At 31.9% G+C, this 15027-nt stretch carries 10 protein-coding genes; all 10 read right to left on the bottom strand.

Annotated elements, in window-relative coordinates:
* Positions 1-25: 25 nt before the first annotated feature.
* A complete protein-coding gene (locus tag ACKGJY_RS01345) occupies positions 26-925 on the bottom strand; it encodes a transglutaminase family protein (RefSeq protein ID WP_413972046.1) in 900 nt (299 codons plus the stop codon).
* Between the two features lie 3 nt (positions 926-928).
* A complete protein-coding gene (locus ACKGJY_RS01340) occupies positions 929-3487 on the bottom strand; it encodes a circularly permuted type 2 ATP-grasp protein (RefSeq protein WP_413972045.1) in 2559 nt (852 codons plus the stop codon).
* Positions 3488-3496: 9 nt separating this feature from the next.
* Entirely contained in the window at positions 3497-6847 is a 3351-nt protein-coding gene (locus ACKGJY_RS01335; protein WP_413972044.1) for a DUF2126 domain-containing protein, read from the bottom strand.
* Positions 6848-7297: 450 nt separating this feature from the next.
* Positions 7298-8176, bottom strand: coding sequence for a PPK2 family polyphosphate kinase (locus ACKGJY_RS01330; protein WP_413972043.1), 879 nt, complete (start codon positions 8174-8176; stop codon positions 7298-7300).
* 7 nt (positions 8177-8183) lie between these two features.
* A complete protein-coding gene (locus tag ACKGJY_RS01325; RefSeq protein ID WP_413972042.1) occupies positions 8184-9347 on the bottom strand; it encodes a sigma-54-dependent transcriptional regulator in 1164 nt (387 codons plus the stop codon).
* A 3-nt stretch (positions 9348-9350) separates the two neighbouring features.
* Positions 9351-10229, bottom strand: a complete 879-nt coding sequence (locus ACKGJY_RS01320; protein WP_413972041.1) for a DUF6268 family outer membrane beta-barrel protein — start codon at positions 10227-10229, stop codon at positions 9351-9353.
* Positions 10230-10237: 8 nt separating this feature from the next.
* The gene (locus ACKGJY_RS01315) at positions 10238-11176 is read right to left on the bottom strand and encodes a mechanosensitive ion channel family protein (protein WP_413972040.1); all 939 of its coding nucleotides are present in this window, start codon (positions 11174-11176) and stop codon (positions 10238-10240) included.
* 3 nt (positions 11177-11179) lie between these two features.
* Positions 11180-12493 (bottom strand): ABC transporter permease, encoded by a 1314-nt coding sequence (locus tag ACKGJY_RS01310; protein WP_413972039.1) that lies wholly within the window; start codon positions 12491-12493, stop codon positions 11180-11182.
* 4 nt (positions 12494-12497) lie between these two features.
* A complete protein-coding gene (locus tag ACKGJY_RS01305; protein ID WP_413972038.1) occupies positions 12498-13430 on the bottom strand; it encodes an ABC transporter ATP-binding protein in 933 nt (310 codons plus the stop codon).
* Between the two features lie 477 nt (positions 13431-13907).
* Positions 13908-15026, bottom strand: a complete 1119-nt coding sequence (dnaJ, locus tag ACKGJY_RS01300) for a molecular chaperone DnaJ (protein WP_413972037.1) — start codon at positions 15024-15026, stop codon at positions 13908-13910.
* Between the last annotated feature and the right edge of the window lies 1 nt (position 15027).

Below are 15027 nucleotides of genomic sequence, written 5' to 3'. Positions count from 1 at the left end.
AATAATACTTAAAAGATAGAGTCTGTTATTTAGCGCCATTGTATGGGCGTATATCTACAGAAACATCCATAGTATTTTTTCCAGAACCGTATATAACCCCTTTTAGTGGTGGCACATCATAATAATCTCTACCATATGATGTTGTAATATGTTGATTTTTTGGTATTTGATCGTTAGTTGGGTCAAAATCTACCCAACCAAAACCTGGAATATAAACAGAAAACCAAGCATGTGAGGCATCGGTACCTACTAATTTCTCTTTCCCTGGTGGTGGTAAAGTTTCAATATATCCGCTAACGTAGCGTGCTGGTATTCCCATAGATCTTACACACGCTATACCTATTTGAGCAAAATCTTGACAAACTCCTTTTCTGGCTTTCATAACAGCATCAATAGGCGTAGAGACTGTACTAAAATCAGGATCGAACTTAAAATCTGTAAAAATCCGTTTCATTAACTCATTAGTAGCTTCAAAAATAGATCTGTCTTTTTTAAACGAAACCTCAGCATACGCTTTAATAGCAGGCGATATATTTTTTATAAATGTAGAATTTAATAGAAATTGTTTTACTTCTATAATTTCTGGTGAAAGCGTATTTAATTTTTCTTTTGCTTCATTTAAGGTAAGAGCTTTGTGTATATCAGAATTTAAAATATTTTTTTGCACTTCAAAAGCACGTTCTACCTTACTTTTAGCAGTTACCACAAGCTCCTTGTGCTGCTTTTCTATTGAAAAATGAACTACAGTATTTCCAAAAAAATCCTCTTTTTCTGATAAAACAGTAGGTTCTGGTGAAATTTCTAGGCGGTAATCCAATAGTTCTTGTCCCAAAAACGTCTTTGGCTTTACAATCACCAAGTTATGACAATACGTTATTATACTATCATATTTATAACTTGTTTTATGTATTAATGAAAAAACCATATACTAAATTAAGTTTTGATTTATCAACTGCACTTGCTCATCAGAATGATTAAAATACATATCTGACATTGAAATGGATGTTTGATGAATGCTATCACTTAGAGCGGATAATAAGTCTTCTAATTCTGTTCTTGTATACTTTTCTTTATCAACTTTAATTAAATTTTTGGCATCAGCATTACTAATTAAATCACAAGCATTAAGAATTGATTTCTGTACTGAAGATAAACCCTTGATATTTGATTTATTTGGTAATTTAAAAACATCTTTTTTAATCCTAAATATTTGATATTTTAGAGATCTCGCGTAAGAGGCATCTAAGAGTATAAGATTAATAACATTCTCTATATCTAAATAAGATCTAAAACTATAACGGTAAATATTTAAACTCTCATGGCTGTTTAGTAAAGCTTCTAAAATTTCATATTCTACATCTTCATCGTAACTAATAGATAAAAGTGCTCTTGATTTATTAATACACATAACGGCTTGCTCCATTTGCAAACCAATAAAATAGACTAAAAGTCCTTGTTCTACAAGTATACTTTCTTCTATTAAACCAATTAAAGCAATAAGCTTTGTAATAACTACATCTAGTAGTTTTGTTACTTTTTGAATATTGCCATACTCTTTCTTGTCAAAATCTTTCCAAACAGATTGTAGCATATCATACACACGCCACATATCTTTAGACCATAAATTTCTTAATGAAAAATAAGCGTTATTAAATGATGACAGCGAATGTGCTAAACTTCCAACCTCAGTTTCATCAAAAAGTACAGTAGCTATCTCTTTTAAAGGATTTTTAAGTGCCTTTTCTTTGTTTTTTCCTGTAAAGCCAGGAAATATTGAGGTTAAATGTGTTACAGATTGATATAATATGTTTAGACTTTCAAAATCTGATTCTCGATGACTAAATTCAGAATTAGAAATCTGATTTAAAACCATTCGTATATAACGCGCAGTAATTAAAGTACGCGCGAGATAGCGTCCAGACCAGAATAAATTTTCTGCAGTATGACTTGGTAAATTTTCAATACCCGTTAATGGATTAGATCCCGAATGATGCCAATGGTATCTTTGACGTTTTTTAATAAAACTATGTGCACTATTAGTAACCCAAAAATCTTTACTGGTTCCGCCTTTTTGATTAGATACTTGTAATTCTTCTCGTTCTGCAGCTACTCTAACCAAGCCACCAGGCATAACACTATAGCTATTTTTCTTTGCTACAGAAAATGTTCTACACATTACCTTTCTAGGCTCTAAACTTTCTTTAGTTAAATTTGGTGCTGTTGAAAATGATATCTTTTCTTGTGCAACAAAACGGTAGGGTTTTGCTAAAATTTTACGTTTTAGCGCTTCTATTTCTGTATTACTTAAAAATTCGCAAAAATATATACTGTCTCTATTTGTTCGATCTATTGGTTTTACAACTAACTTTTTAATGTTTTTTAAAACATAATCTAACTCTTTTTCTTGGCCACACCACCACGAGGCTATTTGAGGTAATAACAAATCTTCGTTAAAAAAATAGTTGCAAATAGAATTCATAAAAGGGATAAGTCCTGGATTTTCTAAAACGCTACTGCCTACAGGGTTCATTATGGTAACATTCTGTTGCCTTACAACTTCTAATAATCCAGCTACACCCAAAAAGGAATCGCCCCTAAGTTCTAGAGGATCAACATAAGCATCATCTACACGTCTATAAATAACATCAACTTGTATTAAACCTTTTAAGGTTTTAATCCAAACTTTCTGATCCCTTACTACCAAGTCATTTCCCTTAACTAAAGGGTATCCTAAGAAAGACGATAAATAAGAATGCTCAAAATAAGTTTCATTTAACGGGCCTGGAGTTAAAATTACAACCGTTGGGTTTTGTTTTTTTTGAGGTGCTAAACCTATTAATAGTTCATTAAAATCACTAAAAAAATCAAAAGGTTGCTGTACGTTAATTTCTTTAAAAAAATCTGGAACCACTTCTCTTGTCGAAAAACGATTTTCAAGAGAATATCCCATACCCGAAGGTGCGGATGTTCTATCATTAACCACCCACATTTGTCCGTCTGGCCCTCTAGCTAAATCGGCAGAGTGTATTAATAAATGCTTATTAGAATTATATATGATTTTATCACATGGTCTTAAAAATCCACGATGAGAATAAATAATTTCTTGAGGTATAATTCCATTTTTTATAAGCTCTCTTTTACCATATATATCTTTTAGAATTAAATTTAATAATTCTGCGCGTTGTTGTAGTCCTTTTTCAATTGTATTCCATTCATTTTTATCAATAATAAAAGGGATAATATTCAAACTCCAAGGCCTATTTAAGCCATTAGGATCATTGTAAACATTATAAGTTACACCATTTTCTGAAAGTAACCAATCTAAATCTTGCTGTCTTTTAGTTAACTCGCTAATACCCAAAGACGAAAAATTAGTAAGTAATTTTTTCCAATTAGGATTTATATCCATATTAGATTTTAATACTTCATCGTAATTTTTAAAATCTTTGAAATAATTACTAAATAGTTTAATTGGAGATAAACTCATTACAACAACTTATTTTTTAACACGCAAATCTAGTGTATTTGGAAATTCTGGATTTACAGGAACCTCTTTATATTTAAACTTTTTTGAACTTTCTTGTTTTTCAATGGTTCTAGTAACAGATTTATTAGTATTAAACTGTTTTTTAGCTGGTTTTTGATGATCTGGATTAATTTGCCCTTGTGTATGTCCGAAATCCCAAAAACGGTTTATTCGTCTAGATTCTGCTTCAAAACTATTTACAGGATATGTTTCATAAGATCTACCTCCAGGATGCGCAACAAAATAAGTACAACCACCAACAGAACGTCTATTCCAAGTATCAACAATATCAAAAACCAATGGTGTATCTACACCAATTGTTGGGTGTAATGCTGAATACGGATTCCATGCTTTGTAACGTATTCCTGCTACATATTCGCCATGAACCCCAGTATTTTTTAACTGCACTTTTACACCATTACAAGTTAAAATATAACGCTCATCTGTAAAGTTTGTTAATTTAACTTGTAAACGTTCCAAAGATGAATCTACATATCTTGCTGTTCCACCACCTGTCATTTCTTCTCCCAATACATTCCATGGCTCTATACCTGCTCTTAATTCTATGTGGATAGATTTTATATCTACCATACCATATAAAGGAAATCTAAATTCAAAAAACGGATCAAACCAATCTTCTTTAAACTTATATCCCTCTTTATTTAACTGATTCACAATGTCTTTTATGTCTTCTCTAACAAAATGTTCAATTAAAAATTTATCATGTAGCTCTGTACCCCATCGTACTAAATCGTGTTCATAAGGTTTTTTCCAAAACCAGGACACAAGTGTTCTAACAAACAAATTTTGCATTAGACTCATTTGCGGATGCGGTGGCATATCAAAACCTCTTAATTCTAAGATGCCAAGTCTACCAGACGAAGAATCTGGAGAGTATAGTTTATCAATACAAAATTCGGCTCGGTGTGTGTTCCCTGTTAAATCGGTTAATAAATGTCTAAAAAGTCTGTCTGTGAGCCAAAACGGTACATCTCCGTTTTTTGGAATCTGACTAAATGCTATTTCTAATTCATACAAATTATCTAATCTAGCCTCATCTACTCTTGGTGCCTGACTTGTAGGCCCTACAAAAGAACCAGAAAACAAATAAGATAGCCCAGGATGATGTTGCCAGAATGTTAATAAACTTCGTAACAAACTAGGCTTGCGTAGTAAAGGACTATCTTTTGGAGTAACTCCACCCAAAGTAACATGGTTACCGCCACCAGTGCCTGTATGTTTACCATCTAGCATAAACTTTTCTGTACCCAATCTAGATTTTTTAGCTTCACTATAAATCGTAAAAGTAGTATCCATAAGCTCTTGCCAATTGTGTGATGGATGCACGTTTACTTCTATAACTCCAGGATCTGGCGTTATTTTCATAGACTCTATTCTATTATCTTTTGGTGGGCCATAACCTTCTAAAATTACAGGAATTTGTAGTGCTTTGGCAGTAGCTTCAATAGAAGCTAACAAATCCAAATAATGATCTACATCTTCTAAAGGTGGCAAAAAAAGATGTAACTTTTTATCTCTAACTTCAGCACACAACGCAGTTCTAACAAAATAATTAGGTGCAGTATTTGGCACACCATTTTCTATGAAATTTTGGTATCGTTTAGATACCATCAATCTATAGCTTGGTAGTCTTTTTTTCTTAGAGAATAAATCTGGTTGATGAATAGGAAATAATTCATGCTCAGGATTTTCTTGTAAAGCACTTAACGGTAAACGTAATCCAACAGGCGAATTACCAGGTGATAAATATAAATGTTGCCTTCTGAAAGACCATGTGCTAGAAAACCATTTACCCTCTGTTTTATTAAGCGGTAATACATAACCAACAGGCTTAGATGTGCCATTTTTTAATATTTTGGCAAGTTTTTTTTCTGCTAAACTTCCGTCTTTATCGTCTTCAGGATTATAATCTATTGGCAAACGTCCTTCTTCCCAAAGGTGATAAAACGCATCTTCATACGCTGGAATAATATGATGATTTGTTATACCTAAATGACTTGTAAGGGTTTCTAAAAATAGTGTATCTGCATTATTTGGTAGTTTGGTTTCAGGTGCTAGTGCTGCCAATAAATCATGATCAAACCATATTTTTCGGCCATCTTTTCTCCAACATAATTCTATAGACCACCTTGGCAAAGGTTCTCCTGGATACCATTTACCTTGGGCATGGTGTAGAAAGCCACCTTCACTAAATTTATCTAATAATCGTTTAGACAAATTAGCTGCTAAAGTCCTTTTATGTGTGCCGTCCGCATCGGTATTCCATTCTGCCGATTCCATATCATCTACAGAAACAAAAGTAGGTTCTCCACCCATGGTTAAGCGCACATCGTTTTTTTGAAGTTCTTTTTCTACTTTATGTCCTAATTTCTCTATTTTTTTCCATTGTAATTCAGTGTATGGTTTGGTTACCCTAGGAGATTCTAAAATTCTTTTTACAGAATTTTCAAATTCAAAAGTAGTTTCACATACATCAGATAATCCAAATACTGGGGCTGCACTTTCAAAAGATGGCGTACAAGCTAAAGGAATATGTCCTTCACCTGCTAAAAGTCCAGAAGTAGCATCAAAACCAATCCATCCAGCACCAGGTAAATATACTTCTGCCCATGCATGTAAATCTGTAAAATCTTCCTCAGGACCAGATGGTCCATCTAAAGACTGTTCGTCAGATTTTAATTGAACTAAATATCCAGAAACAAAACGAGCACCAAACCCTAAGTGACGCAATGCCTGTACAAATAACCATGCAAAATCTCTACAAGATCCTTTTTGAGTTGATAGCGTTTCTTCACAACTCTGAACACCAGGCTCCATCCTGATATTATAATTTAAATACTCATATATTTTTCTATTAATATCTATTAAAAAATAAATTGTTTTACGAGGCGTCATATCAACAGACTTTACAAAATCTAATAATAAGGAACCATTATCTGTTATTTCTAAATACGGTAATAGCTCTTTTTTAATAGTATCATTGTAAGTAAAAGGAAATTCTTCGGCAGACTCTTCAACAAAAAAATCAAAAGGGTTTATCGTTTTTAAATCTGCTATAATCTCTACATCTATAGAAAGTTCCTTTGTTTTATCAGGAAAAACTACGCGTGCTAAATAGTTTCCAAACGGATCTTGTTGCCAATTAAAAAAATGATTTTCTGGTTTTATTTTTAAAGAATAGGATTCTATTGGTGTTCGGGAGTGAGGAGCTGGCCGTAGTCTGAAAATATGTGGAGATAGCTTTACTGAACGATCATATTTATATGTTGTTTTATGTGATATAACTATTTTTAATGCCATACACTATCTTATTAATTTTACAGATTTAATAATTTACAAAATTAGTGATATACTATCTATTTGTAGACAAAAACCACTCTTTTATAAAACTATAAAATTTCTATATAAATATCATTTTAGATGATAAAAATTAAAAAGAATATTGAAATTGATAAAATAATTTACATAAATCTAACAATTACTAAGTATTATTGCTTTTAATTTAATTAGTTGTATCTCATTAAAAACACAGTACATTTAAAATAGAATTTAAAGAACAATTTTCGGGAAATGTTTTGGGATATTATAAAAACTTTGGGGTATTATTTCGTAAACAAGTAGTAGTGTTAAATTATGGCGATATTATAAAACCTACAATAAAATATTAGTACAATTTACAAGGATATATTTATAGTTTTATTTAAATAAAGCTTTAGTTTTTTAAATCTGTATCACTAAATGAGTAGTTTATTATTCACGCTCTAGTTCGGCTTTATAAACATCTAAGTTTGCTTTCGTTTTGTCATCTAGTTCAGGTTCTTGTATATCAGTATATTTACTCAATACATCGTACATTATTTTAGCAACTATATAACGTGCCGTTGGCTTATCATCTGCTGGGATATTATACCAAGGCGCATAATCTTTTGATGTTTTGTTTAAAACATCTTCATAGCAAGTTTGATATTTATCCCAAAGCTTTCGTTCTTTTAGATCGCCTGCGGAAAATTTCCAGTTCTTTTCTTGTTTACGCAAACGACGTAAGAGTCTATATTTTTGTTCTTCTTTAGATAAATTTAAAAAGAATTTAAAAATGATTGTACCGTTTTCTGCGATGTGTTTTTCAAAATTATTAATTTGATTAAAACGTTTATCCCAGAATGCGTCATCAATATCATCTACAGTATTTACATCAGGTAAATTTTCACCTAAAATATAATTAGGGTGTACACGTGTAACCAACACATTTTCATAGTGCGTGCGGTTAAATACACCAAATTTACCACGTTGCGGTAATGCAATGTAATGTCGCCAAAGGTAATCGTGACTTAACTCTAAATCTGTTGGTACTTTAAAACTATGCACCTCTACACCTCTAACATTAAAACTTTTAAAAACTTCTCTAACTAAGCTATCCTTACCTGATGTATCCATACCTTGTAAACATACTAAAACAGAGTATTTATCATGAGCATACATTGTGTTTTGCAACTCACTTAGTTGTTTTCTAGTATTTTTTAAGGCCTTTTCTACATCCTTTTCTGGTGCATTTAAATCGTAGCGTGTTGGTAAATCTTCAATATTAATTTTTGAAGTTATCTTAAAATCGGTGTTTTGTATCTGTTTCATATTATTTTTATTTTGAAGCAAATAGTTTCACATCTTTTTCACTTACTTCTGTGCCGCCTAGTATAATAAGTCGTTCTATAACATTGCGTAATTCTCTAATATTACCCGTCCAATCGTAATCTTGTAAAAGTTTTATAGCTTTCTCAGAAAACTCTTTTTGAGCTACACCCTGATCGTTTGCGATTTTTTTAGCAAAGTGATTTACTAAAAGTGGTATATCCTCTCGCCTATCGTTTAACGCTGGTACTTTTATGAGTATAACAGCAAGTCTGTGGTATAAATCTTCACGAAAATTACCTGCTTCAATTTCTTTTTTTAGATTTTTGTTTGTAGCCGCTACAACACGGACATTCACCTTAATATCTTTATCGCTACCAACTCTCTGAATTCTACTTTCTTGTAATGCTCTTAGTACTTTAGCTTGGGCAGATAAACTCATGTCTCCTATTTCATCTAAAAAAATAGTACCACTATTAGCTGCTTCAAACTTTCCTGCTCTATCTTTATTTGCGCTAGTAAAGGCGCCTTTAACATGTCCAAATAATTCGCTTTCTATTAATTCGCTTGGTATTGCTGCACAGTTTACCTCAATCATTGGGCCTTTAACACGATCACTTTTTTCATGTAACCAATGTGCTACTAATTCTTTTCCTGTTCCGTTTGGCCCGGTTATTAGTACTCTAGCATCAGTAGGTGCAACTTTATCAATCATATCTTTAATTTGCGAGATTGCAGCACTCTCACCAATCATTTCATACTTTTTACTTACCTTTTTCTTTAAAATCTTGTTTTCTACTACCAGCTCTTTTCTATCTAATGCAATTCTAACAGTATTTAATAACCTATTTAAATCTGGTGGCTTAGAGATATAATCAAACGCACCTAAACGCATCGTATTTACTGCAGTATCTAAATCGCCATGACCAGAAATCATTACAATAGGAATTTCGGGTTTTATTTTTCTAGTAGCTTCTAGTACTTCAACACCATCCATTTTTGGCATTTTAATATCACAAAGTACTAAATCGTAATCTGTCTTTTTAATTTTTCCCATACCAGACAATCCATCCTCAGCTTCTTCAACCTCATACGTATCATTTTCTTCTGAAAGAATTTTAACCAAAACTCGCCTTATGGCAGCTTCATCTTCAATAATTAATATTTTTGGCATACTTTAAATTTTAAATTTTATTCCTGTTCTTAAATAAAAGGCATTTACTTCGTCTAATTTAAAAACTTCTTCTCTATTTTCATTACGTAACACATTATTTAATCTGAATGTATAGCCTGTGTACAAATACCCTACCAAATGTTTTGAAAATAAATACTCATAACCCAATCCACCAACAGCAACTGATAATGAAATATGATCAACACTTTGTCCATTAACAACTGAAGGTTCTTGTAAATGAGCCAAATACCCATCTAAACCAACAAACGCTTGCACATTATTTTTTTGGTCTAAAAAGTATTTTAAGTTGGATTTTGGAATACCAGCACTAAAACTCCATTTTTCATTTATTGCTCTATAATAACTAATAAATGGTAAAGGGAAAGGTAGGCCTGTTGTAGCGTTATATGTTAAACCTAATATTAATCTGTAAGGTTTTTTTAGCGATTCGTCCTTAGTTCTATCGTTTATCGCAAATACACCTCCGTTTAAAAAAATATCATCTGCATCTGTACTTCTGGATAAGGTTGATGCTATTCTAGGATTAATTTTTAAACCAATGCGCCAATCTTTATTCCATTTAAAGGTATATCCCAAATTAACATCTATAATATGAATTCGCTTTAAGCCCTGAGTATTAAAAGGATAATTATCATCTAAATCAAGAATTATCCTATTGTATTCTGCTCCTAAAATAAGGTAACAGTCTTTTTTAGTCTCTATGGGAAAATTTAATGATGCGCGTATTCTGGTATAGTCATCATCTGTATTACTTTGCGGTATAAATGAATATTCTAAACGTGCAAGATCGGTTAACTGAGCATATGCCTGTGTTGTAAACACAAAAAACATTAAGGGTAAACATAAAAAGCGATATTGCATAAGTGTTATTATTTACCTTCTGTAACGTTTGATTTAATATGAATATCGCGTTGCGGAAAAGGAATGGAAATATTGTTTTCTCTAAATAGTTTATCAATTTCAAAACGTATATCACTTTTAGGAATCGCACCGATAAAACTGTCATTAAGTGTAAATACAAGTTTAAACTCTAATGCACTATCACCAAAATTTTCAAAAAATACTAAAGGTGCAGGATGTTTTAAAACCATATCATGGCTATCGGCAGCCTGCAGTAATATTTTTTTTACTAAATTAACATCACTACCGTATGCAACACCAACTAATACGTGCTCTCTAGTTACTTTACCATTTTGCGTCCAATTGTATAAACTATTAGTAAGATATTGATGATTTGGTATAATTAATACTTTATTATCAATGGTTACAGCTCTTGTAGTTCTTAGTTTAATTTCTTCAACCTTCCCTACTTTACCTTCTATTTCGATAATATCACCTACTTGAACAGATCTATCAATCAAAATAAAAATACCAGATATAATATCTTGAAATAAAGTTTGTAATGCTAAACCAACACCAATCAATAAGGCTGCTGATGCTGCAAAAACTGCTGTAACATTAAAACCTATAGCATCAAATACTACTAAAATTACAATTAAATAAATAACCCATCTTGTAAAAGAAAAAACAGTGTTAAACTTTACCTTATCTTCCTTCGGCATTCGCCTTGTAACAAGTTTTTTTACCCATCTTAGTACAATGGTGGTTAATAGCATTACTAGAACAACTAGTATTAAATATTTTGTTTTTAATACTATTTGGTGTGCATCTTCGCCTGTACCATAAGAAAAATCCAAAATTTTAAATTCAAGAACATTAATGATAGCTTGTCCTACAGAAGTTTCTTGTAGTACTTCTTCAAAAGCACCAACTTCATCTTGAATATTTTCTTTTAGGTTATCTTGCATATACTAGTATCTTATCCATTTTATCAATTCCTTATAGGTAGGTTTTTTTCCATACATTAAGATACCTACTCTGTATATTTTAGCAGCAATCCAAACCGTAAATATAAACGTGCCTATCAATATTGCTAAAGATAGTAATTGTTGCCAAATAGGTACACCAAAAGGTATTCGCATAAGCATTACTACTGGAGATGTTAATGGTATAAATGAAAATATGGTAGATACGGTACCATGTGGATCTTCAATTACTGTAAAAATACCAATATAAACGGCAAGTATTAATGGCATTATAATAGGCAACATAAATTGTTGTGTATCAGTTTCATTATCAACCGCAGCACCAATGGCTGCGTAAAGAGAACTGTATAATAAATACCCGCTTAAAAAAAAGAATATAAACGCAACAATTAAGTTAGTTAGCGGTAAGTTAAAAAAACCTTGAATTCCATTCTGTATTTGATTATTTATTTCTGGGTTTTCCATTGCTTGCTCTATTGCGGCCTGTTGTGGCGTTTGCATCTGTGCCATATCTATGCCAAATATTGCAGAAACAACAAATAGTAATACACTACCTAACAACAGCCAAATAGCAAACTGCGTAAGACCTGCTAATGAGGTGCCAATAATTTTACCAAGCATAAGCTGTATTGGTTTTACAGATGATACTATAACCTCAATAATTCTACTGGTTTTTTCTTCTATAACACTTCGCATAATCATATTACCGTAAATGATAATGAACATAAATAGTAAATATCCTGCAGCACCACCAAATATTAATTTAATAACGCTATCTGTTTTAGAAGACGTCTCGCCAGCAAAATTTTCTTGAAAAATATCTACATTTACTTTAGATGCTTTAATTTTTTCTATATCCACACCTACAGCTTCATAATTCATTAAGGTTAAGTGCTTTTCTATTTTATTCTCTAAGTTAGATATTGTAGATAATGAGGGTGACTCTTCCGAATAAAATTTTATCCCTTTTGAAAGTTGCGCTATAGTATGGTTATTTTTAATATGAAGTAACCCATATCCTGAAGTTTCAGTTACTAATACTTTAGCATCGGCCAGCAACATGCCATCTAGTATATTATAAGTTGTATTATCAGTGTTTTTAAAGATATCTTTTACCTTTCCAGATTCATCTAAAATTAAAATTGTTCGTACTTTATCATTATTTAATTGAGATAAATAGGCTACAACACTTATAAGCGCTATCATGATAATAGGGCTTAAAATAGTCATTACAATAAACGACTTGTTTTTAACCTTTGATAAATATTCACGCTTTATAATAAGAGGCAAATGATTCATATTATTATAGGCTGTTTTTAGTTACTGTTTGAATAAAAATATCGTTTACACTTGGTATTAATTCTACAAAATGAGACACTTCTCCTTTTGAAGTTAAAAAACTCAATAATTGATTAGGAGACTGATTTCCATTAATTTGAACGCTTAACTTCAACTCATTATTTAATGTTTTAAAATTAGCAGGTGTTATTTTAAATAATTTAGAAAGCTCTTGTTGTAGTGCTAAATTATTTGATGTGTTGATACCAACCTCAAACGTATTAGATTTGTATGCACGCTTAACATCTAAAATTTTACCATCTAAAATTTTATTAGATTTATTTATAAGAGCTATGTCATCGCACAACTCTTCAACTGACTCCATGCGGTGGGTTGAAAATATAACTGTAGCGCCATTTTCTCGTAATTTTAAAATTTCATCTTTTATTAAATTCGCATTAATAGGGTCGAATCCCGAAAATGGTTCATCAAAAATCAATAATTTAGGTTCGTGCAAAACAGTTACCACAAACTGTATTTTTTGTGCCATTCCCTTAGAGAGTTCTTGTATTTTTTTGTGCCACCAGTCACCAATTTCTAAACGATCAAACCAATATTTTAAACGTTCTTTAGCAACTGATTTTGATAAGCCTTTTAACTGTGCTAAATACATGGCTTGTTCACCTACTTTCATAGATTTGTACAAACCTCGTTCTTCGGGTAAATACCCAATATCTTTTATATGAGATGCTTTAAGAGTCTCACCATCTAGAATTACAGTTCCAGAATCTGGTAGCGTAATTTGATTGATAATTCTAATTAAAGTAGTTTTACCAGCACCATTAGGACCTAAAAGACCATAAATACTGCCTTTTGGTACCGAAATAGAAACGTTATTTAACGCAGTAAAATCTCCAAAACTCTTGCTAACTCCTTTTACGTCTAGTAGGTTATTCATTCACCATTTTATATTATAAGAAGTGTAAAGATATTAAATGTATACGAGTCCGTTAACTGCAAATAGCCTAAATATTTAGGGAAAAATTGACATGCTTAATTTACAGGTTTATAAAGAGTATACTCTAAACTTATAAAGATAAGAGCCTATTTTAAAAGGCCTAAAAAAAACAAGAATTTATAAAAACAAAACCCACCCTCAATTTAACTTAAGGATGGGAAAAAAATTGCTATGAAAAAGAAAAATTATCACTAGTAAGAACTAGCGATAATCAAATATAGTTTTTTTTTCTTAACTAATAGCAAAACTATTAAGATAAGTTAGGTATTAAATTAAAAAATTCCATTTTACAATGGAATTTTTTAACTGTTGAATTGTCTTCAAATATAACTTAAAACATTAAATTATTAGAACCACTAAAACTCAAAAAACCTATAAACTACAAGTAACATGGGTGTATAAAGAATTTTGAATTTACTATGAAAACATATCCTTTACTTTCTCAAAAAACGATTTATCAGAACTTTCTGGTTTTGGGGAAAAATGGTCATCTTCTAGCATGTCTTCAAAAAATTGTTTTTGCTGTTTATTAAGCGTCTTTGGTGTCCATACATTAACATGAACTAGTAAATCTCCTTTACCATAGCCATTAATACTTGGAATTCCTTTTCCGCGTAAGCGTAAAATTTTACCAGATTGCACACCAGCTTCTACTTTAATACGTACTTTGCCTGTTACCGTATCAATTTCCTTAGATGTTCCTAATACTGCCTCAGGAAAACTTACATACAAATCGTAGTGTAAATTATCACCTTCACGCTGTAAATGATTATGGTCTATTTCTTCTATAGCAACTAATAAATCTCCTGAAATACCATTTCCTGGAGCATCATTTCCTTTTCCTGAAACTTTAAGTTGCATACCATCTACTACACCTGCAGGTATTTTGATGGACACTGTTTCTTCTGCTATTTTTAAGCCTTGTGCATCAGCGTCAGCAGGCTTTTTATCGATAGTTTGTCCAGCACCACCACAAACATTACAAGGTGCAGAGGTTTGCATTCTTCCTAAAATAGTATTGGTAATTCTGAGAACTTGTCCTGTTCCTTGGCAAGTTGCACACGTTCTGTAAGTTGTCCCTGGTGCTTGAATTTTACGTTTTACTTTAATTTTCTTTTCTACGCCATTAGCTATTTCTTCTAAAGTTAGTTTTACTCTAATACGAAGGTTGCTCCCTTTAACACGACGTTGGCCTCCGCCACCACCAAAACCTGAGAAACCACCGCCGAAACCGCCGCCACCAAAAATATCTCCAAACTGACTGAAAATATCGTCCATGTTCATACCGCCGCCGCCAAAGCCACCGCCACCATCAAAGGCTTGATGTCCAAACTGATCATAACGTGCTTTTTTATCAGCATCACTTAAAACCTCATAAGCTTCCGCTGCTTCTTTAAAATTAGCTTCTGCCTCTTTATTGTCAGGGTTTTTATCAGGATGAAACTCAATAGCTTTTTTTCTGTAAGCCTTTTTTATTTCACTGGCACTTGCTCCTTTGCTAATCCCTAAAATTTCGTAATAATCTCTTTTTGCCATG

This window comes from Hyunsoonleella sp. 2307UL5-6, assembly GCF_047345485.1.
Taxonomy (GTDB): Bacteria; Bacteroidota; Bacteroidia; order Flavobacteriales; family Flavobacteriaceae; genus Jejuia.
This window is presented reverse-complemented; position numbering and strand designations above follow the sequence as displayed.